The sequence below is a fragment of the Kribbella sp. NPDC048915 genome, assembly GCF_040649595.1.
Classification (GTDB): domain Bacteria; phylum Actinomycetota; class Actinomycetes; order Propionibacteriales; family Kribbellaceae; genus Kribbella.
The window spans coordinates 148,996-166,577 of record NZ_JBEZFT010000004.1 but is presented as its reverse complement, the minus strand read 5'-3'; the positions used below and the strand labels follow the sequence as shown (position 1 = coordinate 166,577).

Here is a 17,582-nt window from a genome sequence, read left to right as displayed (position 1 = left end):
CGATTACTCACCGCCGCGCGTCAAGACGCGCCGGTAGCTGTCCGTATTGCCTCGCCTACACCCGACCGGCCGACCGCGCCGTCGGGCCTGGTGGGGCCGCGTGGGATCATCGCTGTGTGACACGACCGCCGGCTCTGGAGTCCTCCGCCTACCTGCTCGCTGCTCGGGGACAGCCGGTGCCGCACACCCCGGTGTGGTTCATGCGGCAGGCCGGGCGGGCCCTGCCCGAGTACCGCGCGGCGCGGGAGGGCATCTCGATGCTCGAGTCCTGCATGCGGCCCGATCTCGTCGTGGAGATAACGCTGCAGCCGGTCCGCCGTTACGGCGTGGACGCGGCGATCTTCTACTCCGACATCGTGCTGCCACTGCGCGCGGCCGGCTTCGACGTCGAGATCAAGCCCGGAGTCGGCCCGGTCGTCGCCGATCCGGTCCGGGACGCGGCGGGCGTCGCCAGGGTCCGCCCGGTGACGCCGGGTGACGTGCAGTTCACCACTGATGCTGTGCAACAACTGGTCTCCGAGCTGGGCGGTACGCCGTTGATCGGGTTCGCCGGTGCGCCGTTCACGGTCGCGTCGTACCTGGTCGAGGGCGGCCCGAGCAAGGACTTCGCCCGCACCAAGGCGATGATGCACCGCGACCCGGACCTGTGGCACGCGCTGGCCGACCGGCTCGCCGACGTCGCGATCGCGTACCTGGCGGTGCAGGTCGAAGCGGGCGCCTCGGCGATCCAGCTGTTCGACTCCTGGGCCGGTGGGCTGTCGCTGCGCGACTACGAGCGGTTCGTGATGCCGCACACCGCGAAGGTCTTCGAGGCGATCGGGCAGTACGGCGTACCGCGCGTGCACTTCGGTGTGAACACCGGCGAGCTGCTCGGGCTGATGAGCGCGGCCGGGGCCGACGTGGTCGGGGTCGACTGGCGGGTGCCGCTCGACGAGGCGGTGCGCCGGACCGGCCCGAAGCCGCTGCAGGGCAACCTCGACCCGGCGCTGCTGTTCGCCGGCTGGGACGCGATCGCGCCCGAGATCGACCGGATCCTCACCGAAGGCACGGCCGCGCCCGGGCACATCTTCAACCTCGGCCACGGGGTCCCGCCGGACGCCGACCCCGACGTCCTGCACCGGATCGTGAAGTACGTCCAGGCGAAGTCGGCCCATGTACCTGCCTGACCACGGGGTGACGGTCGAGCCGATGCGCGCCGACCACGCGGACGCGATCCTCGCCTTCGAGCGGGACAACCGCGCGTTCTTCGCATCCTGGATCGCTGACCGCGGCGACCAGTACTTCACCGACTTCGCGATCCGGCACGCCGCCCTGCTCGCCGAGCAGGAGACCGGCATCTGCCGCTTCCACGTCCTGGTCGACGACGCCGGCGCCGTGGCCGGCCGGGTGAACCTGATCGATCTCGAGAACGGCTCGGCCGAGCTGGGCTACCGGATCGCCGAGAAGTGGACGGGCAAGGGGCTCGCATCGGCCGCGGTGCGCGCGGTGATCGAGTTCGCGCGCGACTACGGGCTGACCAGGCTGCAGGCCGGGGCTTCGGACAGCAACCCGGCCTCGCAGGCGGTGCTCACCCGTGCGGGCTTCCGGCCGGTCGGGAGCAGCAGCACCGAGTTCGGGCCGGGGACGAGGTACGAATTGAGCTTGGAGGAGCAGTAGTGAAGCGTGTCGTGGTGGTCGGCGGCGGGATCAGCGGACTCGCAGCGGCGCACGCGCTCGCGACCGGCCCGAACCCACCACATCTCACGGTGGTCGAAGGCTCGCCACGGCTCGGTGGGAAGCTGGCCGGTGACGCGATCGAGGGTGTCCCGGTCGACCTGGGCGCGGAGTCGGTGCTGGCCCGGCGTCCGGAGGCCGTCGACCTGATCCGGGCGGTCGGCCTCGGCGACGATCTGGTGCATCCGGCGACGACCTCGGCCGGCCTGTGGGTCGGGGACCGGATCCGCGCGATCCCGCCGACCGTGATGGGTGTCCCGGTGGATCCGTCGGCGACCGCCGACGTCCTCGGCTCCGAGGCTGCGGAGCAGGTCGCGCACGAGGCCGAGTTGCCGCCGCCCGCGCTGACCGAGGATGTCGCGATCGGGCGGTTCGTCGCCGAGCGGATGGGATCCGCGGTGACCGACAAGCTGATCGATCCGCTGCTCGGCGGGGTGTACGCCGGGAAGGCCGAGGAGATCTCCCTCGCCGCCGCGGTCCCCGACCTGTACGCGAAGCTGCGGACCGCGCCGAGCCTGCTGGCCGCCACCGCCGAGCTGCGTGACCTGGGCAAGCAGCGCGCCGGTCAGCCGGTGTTCGCCGGCATCGTCGGCGGCATCAACCGGCTCATCGGGGCGCTGGAGTCCGACCTGGTGGCTCGCGGCGTCGACATCCGCACCAAACTCGCCGTACGGCGGATCGCGCGCACCGCCGACGGCTTCGAGCTCGAGGCGGGACCGGTGCCGGCGCCGACGCTGCTCACGGCCGATGCGGTCGTGGTCGCCGTACCGGCCACGCCGGCGGGGCGGATGCTCGCGGACCTGGTGCCGGCGGCCGCGGCCGAGCTGGCGGCGATCGAGTACGCCAGCATGGCGATCGTCACGCTCGCGGTCCGGAAACGCGATTGGCCGGCGACCGCGACCGGCTCCGGGTTCCTCGTGCCGTCCGTGGAGGACCGCACGATCAAGGCGTCGACGTACTCGCACGCGAAGTGGGCCTGGTCCGCGGAGGCCGGGGGAGAGCTGGCGGTGTTGCGCGCCTCGGTCGGACGGCTCGGCGAGGAGTACGTGCTGCAGCGCTCCGACGAGGACCTCGTGCAGCTGGCGGTGTCCGACCTCCGCAAGGCGATCGGCCTGGACGCGGAGATCGTCGGGCCGTTGGTGACCCGGTGGGGCGGCGGCCTGCCGCAGTACGCCGTCGGGCATCTGGATCGGGTCGACCGGGTGGAGGCGGCGGTGTCCGGCGTACCGGGGCTGGCCGTGTGCGGAGCGGCGTACCGCGGTGTCGGGATCGCGGCCTGTGTGGCATCGGGTGGCCGGGCGGCCACCCGGGTGCGGGAGCACCTGAACGCATTGGAGACAATGACATCGTGACTGGTAAGCCGAAGGCCCGTGAGCTCAACAACGTCATCCGCTACACCCTGTGGTCGGTCTTCAAGGTCGAGACGCCGCTCGGCGACGCGAACCGCGACGAGCTGACCGCGGAGCTCCAGGAGCTGGTCGGCAAGCTCGCGGCCGACGACGTGGTGATCCGCGGGATCTACGACGTGGAGGGCTTCCGGGCCGACGCCGACTTCATGATCTGGTGGCACGCGCCGTCGTCGGACGCGCTGCAGCAGGCGTACCACGCGCTGCGCCGCTCGCGCCTGGGCCGGCACCTGGTCCCGATCTGGTCGCAGTTCGCGCTGCACCGGCCGGCCGAGTTCAACAAGAGCCACATCCCGGCCTTCCTCGCCGACGAGGAGCCGCGGACCTACGTCTGCGTGTACCCGTTCGTCCGGTCGTACGAGTGGTACCTGCTGCCGGACGATGAGCGCCGGGCGATGCTCGCGGAGCACGGCAAGATGGCCCGTGGCTTCCCGGACGTGCGGGCCAACACGGTGGCGTCGTTCGCGCTCGGCGACTACGAGTGGATGCTGGCGTTCGAGGCCGACGAGCTGCACCGGATCGTCGACCTGATGCGTGATCTGCGGGCGTCGACCGCGCGGCGGCACGTCCGCGAGGAGGTCCCGTTCTACACCGGCAAGCGGACCGAACTCGGCGACCTGATCGCCAATCTCGTCTGACCGGGGCGGTGGGGTGGGCCAGGAATGACATCGCTCATGGGCAAGGCGTTCCCGGTGGTGTACGTCGCCGACGTCCGCCGGTCCGTCGCCTTCTACACGCTGCTCGGGTACGCACCGACGTACCAGTTCCCGCTGGAGGGTGAGCCGCACTACGTCGGGATGGACCGCGGCGACGCGTCGCTCGGTCTGTCCGACGTGAACTGGCCGGAGGCGCAGCTCGGCATCACCGTCGGTACGGCGCCGCGCTTCGAGCTGTTCGTGTACGTCGACGATGTCGAGGCCGAGGTGGGGCGCTTCCGCGAGGCCGGGTACCGGGTGCTGCAGGAGCCGGCCACGATGCCGTGGGGTGAGCGGCAGGCGTACCTCGCCGACCCCGACGGCAACCCGGTGGCCCTCGCCATGCCGGTCTCGGGCCCGGCCTAAGTGCCGGGCTTCTGCAGCAGGTAGTCCTCGGCGCGCATCGACGTCGGCGGCCGGACGTCGGCCGGGATCAGCTCGCGCAGGTCCCGCTCGGTGAGCGTGTCCGGGTCACTCGCCGACAGCCGGGTGGCCTGGTTGGAGATGGCCTCCTCGAGCACGTTCCGGATGAAACGACCGTTGCCGAAGCTGTGGCCGCGCGGTGCCGGCGGGATCACGCTGCGGACCTTGTCCAGCACTTCCTCGCCGTAGATCATGCCCTTCTGCCGGGCCTGCAGCTCGAAGATCTGCACCAGTTGGTCGGTGTCGTACTCGCTGAACGACAGCAGCTTCGGGAATCGGGACGCCAGACCGGTGTTGGACTCCATGAAGCGCTGCATCTCGCGGTGGTACCCGGCCACGATCACGATGCAGTCGTTGCGGTGGTCCTCCATCATCTTCAGGATCGTCGCGACCGCTTCCAGGCCGTAGTCGCCGGGCGTGTTCTCCGGGGTCAGCGTGTACGCCTCGTCGATGAACAGCACGCCGCCGAGCGCCTCGCGGAACTTGGCCGCGGTCATCGGCGCGGTCGAACCGACGGACGCACCGACCAGGTCCGAGCGGTCGACCTCGACCACGTGGCCCTTCTCCAGGACGCCGAGCTGGTGGTAGATGCGGCTGAGCAGTCGCGCGATCGTGGTCTTCGCCGTACCGGGCTTGCCGACGAACACCATGTGCCGCGCCCGCTCGTGACTAGGCAGGCCGAGCTCTTCGCGGCGCACGTTCGTCTTCACCTCGGCGACCATCCGACGGACCGCGTCCTTGACCGACTCCAGGCCGATCAGCGAGTCGAGCTCGGCCAGCGGGTCGTTGCTGAAGTCGAGCGGCTCGGGCAGCGACTCGTCCCGCGCCACGTCCTCGGTCTGTGCCTTGGGCTCGTCGTCCTTGACGCTCTTCCAGGAGGCCGACAGCGACGCCTCGTTCTGGGCGGCCGCTTGGCTCTCGATCGTGCTCCACCGCTCCCGGTCGAGAATCCGGAACAGCGTGGTCAGGTCCGGCACTTCGCTGTCCGGCCACGGTCCCTTCGCGAGCACCCCGGACAGGTGTACGCCGACGCGCGCGGCCGCGGCGCCCCACGAGCGAGCCAGCGCCGACTGCCCGTTGCGGATGGCGCGGGACATCCACTGGTTGACGTGTCCGTGCCAGGTCTGCACCGAGAACGCCGGGTGGATCTCCTCGAGCGCCTTGTGGACGTCGATCGCGGCGTCGCCGAGGATGTTCGCGACCGACTGCGGGATGCCGCGCAGGCCGGTGGCGAGGATCAGCTCGGCCAGCACCTGGGCGAAGTCGCCGGCGTACTCGTCCGGGCTGAGCATCAGCATCCGTGCGTGGGTGTCGCGCACCGAGTTGATCGAGTAGCGCAGCGCGGCAGTCGGGCCGGCCAACTCCGGCAGGACGGCGCGTTCGGAGTCCGTCAGCGCCGCGGAGCGCCAGTACTTCGCGATGTCGTCGTACGCGCCGGTGATGTGCAGCTCGGTGAGGTCGCGGTCCGCGAGGACCCGGTCGAAGGCCGCGGTCAGCGCCTGGGCGCGGGCTGCCATCGGGGGCGCGTCGAGGAACAGGCTGACGACGTTGCGGGACAGGTGCAGTGCGTGCCGGCGGCCCTGCTCGCGGAACCCGCGCGCGCCGGCGATCGCCTGTAGCTGCCAGTCCGTCGGGGCGACGTAGATCACGTGGCCGTTGCCGCCGAGGCGCGCCGACGGCCGGTAGAACTCGCGGGTCAGTTCGGCCGGGAGGTCGGCGTACTCACCGTGCAGGACCGGGATCCACCCGGTCAGCAGCGGCGCCACCTGGTGGGTGAACCAGACCGCCGCCGGGGTGCCCTTGACGAAGTCGGGGAACGCGTCCGCTCGCAGCGGCCGGAGCGCCTCGGGGTCGTCGGCCCAGGCTCTCAGCTGGCCTTGAACCCGGCTCACCCACGCGTCCGGCACCTCCCAAGGCTCCTCCGCCGCCAGCACATCGAGAACCCGCGGTCTACGGACGTCGTCAGCCACCGAACTCCTTCCCCTGCCTGCACCGGACGCCTCAGTCTAGAACTCGACCGGGCGACCGGTGCGCAGGTCAGGCGGGGTTGGGCGGGGTTGGACGGGGCTGTCCGGTGGGGTCAGGCGGGGTCCAGCGTCAGGCTGATGCTGTTGATGCAGTAGCGGAGGTCGGTGGGGGTGCCGTAGCCCTCGCCCTCGAAGACGTGCCCCAGGTGCGAGCCGCAGTTCGCGCACCGGACCTCGACGCGCTTCATGCCCAGCGTGGTGTCCTCGATGTACTCGACCCGGTCCTCGGCCAGCGGCGCGAAGAACGACGGCCAGCCGCAGTGCGAGTCGAACTTGGTCTCGCTGCGGAACAGCTCCGCGTCACACGCCCGGCACTTGTACACCCCGACCGTCTTGGTGTCGGTGTACTCACCGACGAACGGCCGCTCCGTCCCGGCCTGGCGCAGCACGTGGAACTCCGCGGGGGACAGCTGCGCCCGCCACTCCGCCTCGGACTTCTGAACGGCGTACTGCTTGGTGGAATCAGTCACGTCTCAAGTATCGGCGACCGGGCAAGGAAAACCCCGCCCGGCCGCCGCTCGTCAGGCTGCCGTAAGCGTCCGGTCAGCGCACCCAGGACGGCAACGGGATCAGCTTCACCACCTGCGGGTCGTGGTCGGAGATCTGGTCCGGGAACTCGGCGTTCATGTGCACCACGTCGTACGCCGCGGCCGGCCGCAGGTTCTGCGAGATCAGGATGTGGTCGAGGAACTGGCTGTTGCCCTCGAACACGTAGCTGTACCGCTCGCGCACCGGCAGTGTCCGCGGCAGGTCGATCAGCGCGGTCTTGCCCGACCCGACCAGGATGTCCGTGGTCTCGGAGAAGTCGAAGTCGTTCAGGTCGCCGAGGACGACGACGTTCGCGCCCTTGTCCTTGGCCAGGATCTGGTCAACGAATCCGCGGACCGCGGCGGCCTGCTGGTGGCGCTTGGCCGCGGTCGACTGGACCGGCGGCTGGAACCGTCCCCACAGCGGGTCGTCGCCGCCCTTGGAGCTGAAGTGGTTCACGACCACGAACACGGTCTGCCCGTGCCACTTGAACTCGCCCGCGAGCGGCACCCGGGTGGCTGCCCACGCCGGGTTCGCCGGGTCGATCCGGCCCGGAGACGAGCTCAAGTGCGGTCGGCCGGCCGGATCGGTGACAATCGTGGTCGGGACCGTCGAGCCGCCGCCCGGACGGTCGACGAACTTCAGTGGCTTGTCCGTCCGGTACAGGAACGCGACCCGGATGTTGCCGCCCGGCTCACCGCCCTCGGCGTTGTTCACCGGGTCGATCTGCCGCCACGCGTACCGCGGGCCGCCCGCCCGGACGATCGCGTCCGTCAGCAGCTGCAGCGTCTTCTCCGCCGACGTCGTACCGGAGTTGACTGCACCGTCGTCGTCCTGGACCTCCTCGAGGCCGAGGACGTCCGGCGCGGCGAGGTTGCGGACGACGGCCTGCGCGAGCCCGTCGAACTTGGCGTCACCGTCGGACGGGTCGAGGTTCTCGACGTTGAACGTCGCCACCGACAGCTGCACCGGCGACGAGGGCTTGGTCTTCTCGCGCTGGACGCCGCCGTCGATCACGATCGGCGTGGTGATCGGCAGGAACTTGAAGTTCCCGAACGAGTAGTCCAGGACACCGCTGACCACCCCGGCCAGCTTGTCGCCGGTCTTCGCGTCCGGGATCGGCGCGAGGACGTCGTCCAGCAGTACCCGCTCCGGGTTGCTGTCGTTCGCCTGCAGCACGATGCCGCCGCGGATCGTCCGTACGCTCGCGCCGGCCGGTACGACGGACAGCTCACGGAACGAGCTGGTCGGACCGGTGACCTCGGGCCGGTTGATACCCAGCCACATCCCTTCCAGCGACTCCCAGAAGTCCAGACCGTCCTCGGCCGGGTCGAAGGCCGTACTCGTCGTCTCCACATCGCCGGACGCGTCGTCCTCGATCACGGTCGACGGCGGCACCCGGCCGCCCGGACCGACGAGGGTCGGCGCCGGGACCGCGGCGGAGCCCGTGACGGTGATCTCGGCGTTGGTCAGCTCGGTCGTGGTCAGGTTGTCCGTACCGCCGGAGCCGCCGGGGCGGAACTCGGCGACCGAACCCGCGACCGACACGGCGTCGCCCACGTTCACGGTCGGCGCGGAGCTGGTGAACACGAACAGGCCCTCGCTGGTCGCGGGGTCGGTGTCCGGTTGCGGGTCCTGGAACCAGAAGCCGTTGCTGCCCTTGGCGGTCACCACGCCGGTGACGTTCGTGACCTTCTTGCCCTCCAGCGGCGACCGGTGCGCGGCGCCCTGGATGTCATGGATTTTCGCCTCGACCGGTGGGTCGTTGGGAACCGACGTCAGCGTGCCCGGCGACGGGTTGCCGGCCGCGAAGTCGGCGCCGTTGTTGTCGGTGTCCTGCGTCGGATCGGTCCGCGCGGCCGACGTCGTGTTCGACAGGCCGGGCGCGGGCGCGGCCTCGGAGTCGGTCGCGGCGCCGTAGCCGACGTAGTCCTTGACGCTCGCGTCCGCGTGACAGGTGGCGCCGCAGGCGAGCGCGGTCTGCGTCGTCACCAGCGCGACCTTGCCGGAGGTCGCGGACATCGGGATGGTGCCGGTGACGTTCGGCGTCGGCAGCGGCTGGCCGTTCGTGCCACCACTCTCCTGGACCAGGTAGGCGGCCCCCGGCTCGATGGTGCCGGTCAGCCGGGTGACCTGCCAGGTCGAGCCGGCCGCCGACGCGTACTGGATCGACCAGCCGCTGACATCGATCGGGGCCGAGCTGTTGTTGGTCAGCTCCACGAAGTCGTTGGTGTACGGCGCCCCGCTGTTGCCGCCACCGCCGTACACCTCGGTGATGACCACATCGGTCGACGCGGCCTGCACGGGGGAGGCGAGGATCGCCGCCGTCGCCCCGGAGGCGAGCACACTGGTCGTGACCACGAGGGCGCCCACGCGGCGCCGCGGTCGGAACTGAGCCCACAACTGGGCAGGCAACTGGGCAGACATGGCCCGGATTCTCACACCGGGACGCGGCCGATCCAAGGGGTCACACCTGAACATCCGGTGGCCACCGGAAAGGCACGGGTGAACCTTCGCGTGCTCAGCGCGGCTCAGGTCAGCGCAGCTCGATCAAGTGGTAGACCTCGACCGGCTCGGTCTTGCCCTTGAGGCTGACCATGCCGAGCGACTCGGTGCGGGCCTGCGGCAGCCGCTCCTTGGTGGCCGGGCCGATCGCGACCCCGCCGCCGGGCGCCTTGCCCTCGATCCGGGAGGCGACGTTCACCGTGTCGCCGATGACCGTGTGGGTCCGCCCGCCCTCGGTACCGAGCAGGCTGACCGAGGCGATGCCGGTGTTGATCCCGACCCGGAACCGCGGCCAATTCGGGTGTTCGGCCTGGACAGCGGCCGCGGCCTCCTGCAAGGCGAGTCCGGCCGCGGCGGCCCGGCGCGCGTGATCCGGCTGGTCGCCGCGCTTGTTGAACGTCACCATCAACGCGTCGCCGATGATCCGGTCGACGTCACCGCCGTGCCGCCGGACCACGGGCGGTACGACGACCTCGAAGTACGTGTTGAGCATCGCCGTCACCTCGACCGGGTCGTGCCGCTCGGAGAACGAGGTGAACCCCTGCAGGTCGGCGAACAGCACGCTCAACTCACGCTGCCCGGACACGGTGTCTTCCTGGTAGAGGTCCGCGAACCGTTCCTCGTGCCACTGGATCCGCACCCCGACCACAACGAGTACGAACGCGCCGAGCAGCAGCAGGTGCCACTCCCACCACGACAGCGCCCAGTTGGTCGCGAACACCAGCGCGATCATCGCCTCGGCGAGCAGCACGAACGCGGCGATCATCGACAGCAGCATCAACGAGGGACGCGCCCACCACGTCTGCAGGTACCGGCCCGCGGCGATGGCGTACAGCAGCACGGTCGGTACGGCGAGCACGGCGAGGATGCCGTCGGCAACTTCCGGGACCGCGGTCTGGTGCAGCGGCCACAGCCGGAGGACGGATGCCGCCGCCCACAACGCCATCAGCACGAGCAGCGCGACCCGCAGTCGTCGTCCCCAGGTGATCCCGGACCAGTGCAGGCTGGACAGGAACGCGAACACCGACGCCAGCGCGACACCCACCGGCGTCGCGAGCGTGAACCCGGCGTTCGGCGTGTCCAGCAGCACCTTCGGCGTCGCCAGCGCGTGCAGCCCGAGGAAACCGGCCGCCGAGAGGAAGGCCAGCGACACGAACAGCACCCGCGCGTCACCCCGCCGTACAGCTGCCGCACCGGTCGCGTACGCGAGGACGGCGCTGAGCGCGGCGGTCAGTAGCACCAGCCAGAAGTGCGCCGGGTGATGCTCCCAGTGCACATTGAGCCGCGGCCTGTTCAGCAGCAGGAGCAGGCCCGCGAGCGGAATCAGCAACACCAGCGCGGTCAGGCCGACCATCGCCGGCGAGTACACGAACTTGCGCTCGGACAGCTGGTGCTCAGACATGGGAACGCGCCTTCAGATGCGTATGAATCTGCGAAACCACCACCGATCCCTCCCCGACAGCGGACGCCACCCGCTTCACCGACTCACTGCGGACGTCACCGACCGCGAACAGACCGGGCACCGTCGTCTCGTACGGCTGCGGCGGCCGGGCCTCGTGCCAGCGTGGATCCACACCCGCATCCGATCCGGTTAGTACGAACCCGCGCGGATCCCGCGCCACCTCGGCCGGCAGCCAGTCGGTCCCGGGCACCGCGCCGATCATCACGAACAACCCGTCGACCGGTACGGTCTCCTCGGTGCCGGACCGCCGATCCCGCAGGACGATCTCCTGCAGCCGGCCGTCACCGCCGCCACCGACCACCTCGCTGGACGCCCGCAGTACGACGTTGTCCGCGGCATCGATCTCGTCGATCAGGTACTGCGACATACTCGCCGACAGGTCCTCGCCGCGGATCACCAGCAGCACCTGGCGGCAGTACCGTGCGAGGTGCAGCACGGCCTGTCCGGCCGAGTTCCCGCCGCCGACCACGCACGCGTCCCGGCCCTGCAGTCCGTGCGCCTCGGACACGCTCGCGCCGTAGTACACCCCGGCTCCGACGAGCTTCTCCAGCGACGGTACGGCGAGCCGCCGGTACGAAACGCCGGTCGCGAGGACGACGGCGCGCGCGGTGACCTCGCCGACGCCGCCGATCGTGGCGCCGAACTCCTCGCCGCGCGCCTCCAGCCGTTCGACAGTCCGCATCAGTACGAAGTGCGCACCGAACACCCAGGCCTGCTGGTAGCCGCGCTGCGCCAGCTCCGAGCCGCGGATGCCGCGCGAGAAGCCGAGGTAGTTGCGGATCAGCGAACTCGTCCCGGCCTGGCCGCCGATCGACTCGCGCTCCACGACCAGCGTCCGCAGGCCCTCCGACGACCCGTACACGGCGGTCGCCAACCCGCCCGGCCCGGCGCCGATCACCAGCAGGTCGAACGAGCGGTCGGTGTGGGCTGGCAGGGTCGTTGGCACCCCCCACGCTTCGGCGATCTCCACGTCGGTGGGGTTGTGCAGCACCGGACCGCCCACCGCGGGCATCCAGACCAGCACGCCATCACCGGGATCCGGCTCGCCGATGTACTCGAGCGCGTCGTTCGCGAGCGGCGATCCGCTCTCCCGGAACGCGCTCGGGATCCCGTTGCGTGCCAGCAGGCTGCGGATCGCCTGACCGCGGACCGACGTCGCGGCCGCGATCACGACCACCTCGCGGAGGTTCGCGACCTCGTACCGCGACCACTCCTGGACGAACTCGGCCACCGTCCGGTGGAACAGTTCGTCGTGGTCGATCCACGGCTTCAGCACGTAGTAGTTGATGTCGCCGACCGACATCGCGGACAGGATCGCCGACGCCGTCGTCCGCTCCGCCCAGGCACCCCACTCGATCAGCAGCGCCCGGCGGGCATCGGGGTGCAGGCTCCGCGACGCGGCCAGGACCGCGGCCCGATCGTCCGCGGGCAGCGAGTGGTCGACCATCACCACGGCGACCCGTTGCTCCCAGTCGTGCGCTCGTTGCAGCCAGTCGAGCGCGGCAGTCGCCGTCACCTCGCCGCGGACCCGGAAGTCCGCGCCGAAGCCGCGATGCAGCTCTGTCTCGCACCGCTCCAGACGCTCCGGGTCAGCGTCCACCACGAGCAGTAGCGGCCGCGCCGTACTGAGGCGCGGCTTGCCCCCGGGCTCCCCACCCATGATGTGACGGTAGGTCGGGACCCGGCGGCTGGCAATGAATAAAAGGTTTGATCACCGGGTCCTGTCCGCCCCAGTGGGACAGGACCCGGTGAACATTCAGTGGGCCGGCTCAGCGAGTCAGTTGACGCTGACCGCCGACCACGCGGCCGCGACGGCGGCCCGCTCGGGGCTGTTCGCGCCGTACGCGTCGGTGGCCGCGTTCAGCGTCGCGGTCCGGGCCTGCGCGTACGTCGTACCGCTGGTCATGTACGTCGACAGCGCGCGGTACCAGATCTTCGCGGCCTTGTCCTTGCCGATGCCCTGCAGCGTGCTGCCGTTGCACGCCGACGAGTTGTGGGGGAGACCACCGATCGTCTTGGCGCCGGTGCCCTCGGACAGCAGGTAGAAGAAGTGGTTGGCGATACCGGACGAGTAGTGCACGTCGAGGTTGCCGACCCCGGAGTACCAGCAGTCGACCGAACTGCCGTCCTTGCTCGGCTTGTCCATGAACCGCAGCGCCGGCCGGTCCTTCATGATCTCCTCGCCGATGTAGTAGTCACCGGGGTCGGAGGAGTTGTTGGAGTAGAACTCGACCATCGTGCCGAAGATGTCGCTGGTGGCCTCGTTCAGGCCGCCGGACTCACCGGAGTAGGTGAGGTTCGCGGTGTGCTCGGTGACGCCGTGGGACATCTCGTGGCCGGCCACGTCGATCGACACCAGCGGACCCGCCACGACGTTGTCGCCGTCGCCGTAGGTCATCTGCTTGCCGTCCCAGAACGCGTTCACGTAGTTGTTCCCGTAGTGCACGCGGCTCGGGACACCCTTGCCGTCGCCGAAGATGCCGTTCCGGCCGTGCACGAACTTGTAATAGTCGTACGTCGTCGCGGCGCCGTAGTGCGCGTCGACCGCCGCCGAGGCGCGGTCAGAGTTGGTGCCGTTGCCCCAATGGTTGTCCGCGTCGGTGAACCGGGTCGGCACCGGACACCCGAAGCCGAACAGCTGACACAGAATCGAGTCGGTCTTGTTGTTCGCGTCGGCCGTGTAACCGCCGCCGCGGGTGGCGTCGGTCAGCGTGTAGCCGCCGGATGCGGTGGACGTCTCGAGCGGCACGGTCCCGCTGTAGAGGCTCTTGCCGTCGCCGGACGCGGTCTGGATGTGCTGCTCGCGGACCAGCGTGGCGCCGGTCAGGGCATCCACGGTGGTGGTGACGCGGCTCGGCGTACCGTCGGCCTGGGTGCCGCCCGAGGTGACCTGGTAGGCCAGTCGTGGGGCACCCTTGCGGGCCTCGATCACCAGACTCGGTCTGCCTTCGGCCTTCAGGCCCTTCGCGACACCCTTCGCGAGCGCGGCGGCGCTGCTGAGTTTCGGCGTCCGGGCGACGTTCGCGGGTCCGCCCAGCGTCAGGCTGGCACCCTTGAAGGCGCCGTCCTTCGTCTGATGCACGACGACGTCGCCGCCGAGCACCGGCAGGCCGCCGATCGTCCGGTCCATCCGGACGTGGCTGCTGCCGTCGGAGTCGACAATGACGTCCTTGACCACGAACGCGTCGGCTGTGGTGGCCCGAAGGGCGGTCAGGTTGTGCCCGATCGCTTCCTTGGCCTGGGCGACGGCCGCGGCCGGGCTCGGGGCGGGTGACGCCGACGGAGTGCCGCTGGCAGTGGTTGCGCTGGTCAGTCCGAGGGCGGTGGTGGTCGCCACTGCGGTTGCAGCGGCGAACAGGGCGGATCTGTTCATCCTCGCGCTCCTTGTCAGGTGTCCCGGGGGCCTCACGCCCCAGGAACGAGGTGCAGGAACGTTACCGCTCGGTCACCTACCGTGGCCAGGGGTTGGAAAAACTTGCCTTTCCCGTGCGGTGCACGGAAATCCGGCCGAATTGTCCGGCCCGAGCGGTACGGTCGCGGCATGGCGAAGAGCACGGCGGTGACGCTCACCGTGGGGGAGCGGGAGGTCCGGGTCAGCAGTCCGGAGCGGGTGGTCTACGAGGCCACCGAGTGGGCTCCGGAAGTGACCAAGCTGCAGGTCTGCGAGTACTTCGTGCAGGTGGCGCCGGCCTTCCTGCGCGCCTCCGGCGACCGGCCGGTCGCGCTCGAACGCTGGCCCGGGGGCTGGCGGGAGGGCATGAAGCTGTCCGTCGACACGTCCGGCCGGCAGACCGGGGACGGGTTCTACTCCAAGCGCCTGCCGAAGGGCGCGCCCGAGTGGCTCGTCACCTGCCGCGTGCTGACACCGAACGGGCGCCCGATCGACGAGCTGTGCCTGACCGAGCCCGCGGCGGCGGTCTGGGCGGCCCAGATGGGCACGCTCACGTTCCACCCGTGGGCCGTCCGCCGCAGCGACCTGGAACACCCCGACGAGTTGCGCATCGACCTCGACCCGCAGCCCGGCGCCAAGTACGCCGACGCGCGGCGGGTGGCCGGCGTGGCCCGGGAGTTGCTCGAGGAGCTCGGACTGCGTGGGTACGCCAAGACCAGCGGCAACCGCGGCATCCACATCTACGTGCGGATCCGGCCGGAGTGGACGTTCGACGAGGTCCGGCACGCGGCGATCGGCTTCGGCCGCGCGCTGGAACGCCGCGACGACGCCGTCACCACCGCCTGGTGGAAGGAGGAACGCGGTGAGGCGTCGATCTTCCTCGACTTCAACCAGAACCTCCGCGACCGCACGGTCGCCGGCGCCTGGTCGCTCCGCCCGCGTCCGGGCGCCCCGGTCAGCACGCCGATGACCTGGGAGCGGCTCGCCGAGATCGACGACCCACGGGCGTTCAACCTGCACACGATCCCCGACTACCTGGCCGACGGCGACCCGTGGGCGGACATCGACGACACGGCGTACTCGCTCGACCCGCTGCTGCGGCTCTGGGAGGAGCTGCCGGGCGGCGAGCTGAACTTCCCGCCGGACTACCCGAAGATGCCGGGCGAGCCGCCGCGGGTTCAGCCCAGCAAGAAGGTCGCCGCGCATTGGGATGAGCAAGGCAACAGAATTCCCGACTGACACTTGGGGCGGCTGTCTCGTCGGGTGGGTGTCAACAGGCTCAATCGCTAGGAGAGACACCCACTATGGACGCTCGTCTGGATCTGTTCACCAGTCCGGTCCTCGGCAAGTTCGTCAAGCACCTCAACAGCGCGGCGTACGTCGCGCGGTCGGCCGGCGTGCCGATCACCACCCTGGAACTGATGGAGCTGCGGGTCAGCCAGATCAACGGCTGCGCGTACTGCGTCGACATGCACTCCAAGGACCTTGCCCACCACGGCGAGGAGACGGTCCGGATCAACCTGGTCGCGACGTGGCGGGAGGCAACCGTCTACACCGAGGCCGAGCGTGCCGCGCTGGCCCTGGCCGAGGCCGGTACCCGGATCGCCGACGCCGGCGGGGGAGTCCCCGACGACGTCTGGGAGAACGCAGCCAAGCACTACGACGACGAGCAGTTGGCGGCACTGGTCGCGGTGATCGCCGGGATCAACACCTGGAACCGGCTCAACGTGATCACCCAGCAGCCCGCCGGCAGCTACGTTCCCGGCCAGTGGGGCTGAGGATCAGAGCGCGCGCAGGGCGCCGCCGTCGACCGGCAGGATCGTCCCGGTGACGTACGACGCGGCGGGCGAGAGGATGAACGCAGCCACCCGGCCGAACTCGTCCGGATCGCCGTAACGCCGCAACGGGATGGTCTTCTCGGAGGCCCGGCGAGCCGCGGCGGGGTCACCGCTGCGGGCGTCGAGCTCCGTCAGCCGGTCGGTGGCGATCCGGCCCGGCATCAGTCCGTTCACCCGGATGCCGTTCGGCCCGAGCTCGTCGGCGAGTGTCTTCGCCACCATGGCGAGCCCGGGCCGCAGGCCGTTCGAGATCGCCAGCCCGTTGATCGGGGATTTCACCGACGACGACAGCACGAAGGCGATCGAGCTGTCCGAAGCGCCGGCCCGAGCGACCGCGCGGGCGATCCGCAGGCCACCGAGGAAGACGCTGTCGAAGGCTGCCCGCCAGTCCTCCTCATCGGTGTCCATCGCCGTCCCGGCGCGCGGTCCACCGACGCTGATCAGCGCCCCGTGCAGCGCGCCCCACTTGGCGATCGCGGTCGCCGCCAGCCGCTCCGCGCTGTCCGGCTCGGCGTTGTCGACGGAGATCCCGACGACCTGGCCGCCGAGCTCCTGCAGTTCGGTTGCGGCCCGCTTGATCGAATCCTCGTTCCGGCTGGAGATCACCAGGCGGGCGCCTTCGGCGGCCAGTGCCTTCGCGGTGGCGAAGCCGAGCCCGGCACTCGCGCCGGTGACGATGTAGGTGCGATCGCGCAGTCCAAGGTCCACGGGACCATCCTGCCGTACCGCACGGTGCTGCGCATGTCAGGAGCTGTGCGGTCTCAGGTCCGGTCTCCGGGACCGACCGGTTCCGGTTCTTCGTTGCGGGCAGCAACGACAGGATCCGCGGCCGCCGGCGTGAGCACCTGCTGCCGGGAGAAGTAGACCAGCCCGCCGAGCGCCAGCAGAGCGAAGAAGAACCACTGCAACGCGTAGAAGAAGTGCGGCCCGTCGTCGATCTCCGGACCGGGGAACCCGCTGAACGCCGGATCGTTGGCCGGCTGCTGTTTCTCCACGGTGAGGTAGCCGTCGTAGAGGTTCAGCCCGAGCACCTTCGCGTAGTCGGGCCCATTGATGAGTCGCGCCGTACCGTCGTCCGGGGTGCCGCCGTTGGTGTGACCGCCGCGTTCACTGCGCTGCAGCCGGCCCGTCACGGTCACCTCCCCGGTCGGTACGGCGGGGACGTGCAGCGGCATCAGCTCCGAGCTCTGCCGGGCGAGGAAGCCGCGGTCGACCAGGATCGCCTTGCCGTTCGCGAGCACCAGCGGGGTGACGATCTCGAAGCCCGGCCGGTCCTGGACGTTGCGGTACTTCAGCACCACCTGCTTCGAGGCGTCGTAGTGCCCCGTGACCACCGCGGTGCGCCAGGCGTGCTGGTCGCCGACCACCCCCTGCGGCCCGACGATCTGCTCGACGGGTGCCGGTGGCGCGGCCAGATTGGTCCGGGTCACTTCGTTGCGTGCCTTGCGTTCATCGAGGCGGTGCAGCTGCCAACGACCCAGCTGCACGCACACGCCGGCCAGGATCAGCACGCCCAGTGCGGCGGTGATCCAGCGGATGTTCATCAAGCGACCCACGGTTCGAACTTAAGCCATACCCTGAAACGACCGGCGTC

General features: G+C 70.3%; 15 protein-coding genes. 7 read left to right on the top strand and 8 right to left on the bottom strand.

Annotated elements, in window-relative coordinates:
• Window positions 1-116 precede the first annotated feature (116 nt).
• From hemE to AB0B82_RS04060, 5 genes are read left to right on the top strand one after another with little or no spacing between them, the layout of a single operon-like run.
• On the top strand, window positions 117-1,166 hold the full coding sequence (gene hemE / locus AB0B82_RS04080; RefSeq protein ID WP_360162235.1) for a uroporphyrinogen decarboxylase: 1,050 nt from the start codon (window positions 117-119) through the stop codon (window positions 1,164-1,166).
• The gene (locus tag AB0B82_RS04075; protein ID WP_360162233.1) at window positions 1,153-1,656 is read left to right on the top strand and encodes a GNAT family N-acetyltransferase; all 504 of its coding nucleotides are present in this window, start codon (window positions 1,153-1,155) and stop codon (window positions 1,654-1,656) included. Before hemE ends, AB0B82_RS04075 begins: the two co-directional genes overlap by 14 nt.
• Window positions 1,656-3,065, top strand: coding sequence for a protoporphyrinogen oxidase (gene hemG, locus AB0B82_RS04070; protein ID WP_360162231.1), 1,410 nt, complete (start codon window positions 1,656-1,658; stop codon window positions 3,063-3,065). The genes AB0B82_RS04075 and hemG overlap by 1 nt, the downstream gene beginning before the upstream one ends.
• The gene (gene hemQ / locus AB0B82_RS04065) at window positions 3,059-3,757 is read left to right on the top strand and encodes a hydrogen peroxide-dependent heme synthase (RefSeq protein ID WP_360162310.1); all 699 of its coding nucleotides are present in this window, start codon (window positions 3,059-3,061) and stop codon (window positions 3,755-3,757) included. Before hemG ends, hemQ begins: the two co-directional genes overlap by 7 nt.
• A gap of 24 nt (window positions 3,758-3,781) precedes the next feature.
• Window positions 3,782-4,180: a VOC family protein gene (locus tag AB0B82_RS04060; RefSeq protein ID WP_360162228.1), complete on the top strand. Its 399-nt coding sequence runs from the start codon at window positions 3,782-3,784 to the stop codon at window positions 4,178-4,180.
• Here the strand turns inward: AB0B82_RS04060 and AB0B82_RS04055 are convergent.
• The 6 genes from AB0B82_RS04055 to AB0B82_RS04030 all read right to left on the bottom strand — a co-directional run bounded on the left by AB0B82_RS04055 (window position 4,177) and on the right by AB0B82_RS04030 (window position 14,132).
• Window positions 4,177-6,207 carry an AAA family ATPase gene (locus tag AB0B82_RS04055; protein WP_360162226.1) on the bottom strand — a complete coding sequence of 677 codons (2,031 nt, stop codon included), beginning with the start codon at window positions 6,205-6,207 and terminating at the stop codon, window positions 4,177-4,179. The genes AB0B82_RS04060 and AB0B82_RS04055 overlap by 4 nt on opposite strands.
• A gap of 110 nt (window positions 6,208-6,317) precedes the next feature.
• Complete coding sequence (gene msrB, locus AB0B82_RS04050; RefSeq protein ID WP_360162224.1) at window positions 6,318-6,734, bottom strand: peptide-methionine (R)-S-oxide reductase MsrB; 417 nt, start codon at window positions 6,732-6,734, stop codon at window positions 6,318-6,320.
• Between the two features lie 73 nt (window positions 6,735-6,807).
• The gene (locus tag AB0B82_RS04045; protein WP_360162222.1) at window positions 6,808-9,219 is read right to left on the bottom strand and encodes a lamin tail domain-containing protein; all 2,412 of its coding nucleotides are present in this window, start codon (window positions 9,217-9,219) and stop codon (window positions 6,808-6,810) included.
• Window positions 9,220-9,328: 109 nt separating this feature from the next.
• Window positions 9,329-10,699, bottom strand: coding sequence for an adenylate/guanylate cyclase domain-containing protein (locus AB0B82_RS04040; RefSeq protein ID WP_360162220.1), 1,371 nt, complete (start codon window positions 10,697-10,699; stop codon window positions 9,329-9,331).
• Window positions 10,692-12,419: an FAD-dependent oxidoreductase gene (locus AB0B82_RS04035; RefSeq protein ID WP_360162218.1), complete on the bottom strand. Its 1,728-nt coding sequence runs from the start codon at window positions 12,417-12,419 to the stop codon at window positions 10,692-10,694. Before AB0B82_RS04035 ends, AB0B82_RS04040 begins: the two co-directional genes overlap by 8 nt.
• A gap of 117 nt (window positions 12,420-12,536) precedes the next feature.
• The gene (locus AB0B82_RS04030; protein ID WP_360162216.1) at window positions 12,537-14,132 is read right to left on the bottom strand and encodes a M4 family metallopeptidase; all 1,596 of its coding nucleotides are present in this window, start codon (window positions 14,130-14,132) and stop codon (window positions 12,537-12,539) included.
• Window positions 14,133-14,300: 168 nt separating this feature from the next.
• On the opposite strand from AB0B82_RS04030, the gene AB0B82_RS04025 reads away from it, so the two are divergent.
• A complete protein-coding gene (locus tag AB0B82_RS04025) occupies window positions 14,301-15,389 on the top strand; it encodes a DNA primase small subunit domain-containing protein (RefSeq protein WP_360162214.1) in 1,089 nt (362 codons plus the stop codon).
• Window positions 15,390-15,454: 65 nt separating this feature from the next.
• Window positions 15,455-15,928: a carboxymuconolactone decarboxylase family protein gene (locus AB0B82_RS04020; RefSeq protein ID WP_360162212.1), complete on the top strand. Its 474-nt coding sequence runs from the start codon at window positions 15,455-15,457 to the stop codon at window positions 15,926-15,928.
• 3 nt (window positions 15,929-15,931) lie between these two features.
• Here the strand turns inward: AB0B82_RS04020 and AB0B82_RS04015 are convergent, their stop codons facing one another.
• Both AB0B82_RS04015 and AB0B82_RS04010 read right to left on the bottom strand, forming a co-directional pair.
• Entirely contained in the window at window positions 15,932-16,696 is a 765-nt protein-coding gene (locus AB0B82_RS04015) for an SDR family oxidoreductase (RefSeq protein ID WP_360162210.1), read from the bottom strand.
• A 53-nt stretch (window positions 16,697-16,749) separates the two neighbouring features.
• Window positions 16,750-17,544, bottom strand: a complete 795-nt coding sequence (locus AB0B82_RS04010; protein WP_360162208.1) for an SURF1 family protein — start codon at window positions 17,542-17,544, stop codon at window positions 16,750-16,752.
• Window positions 17,545-17,582: the final 38 nt, after the last annotated feature.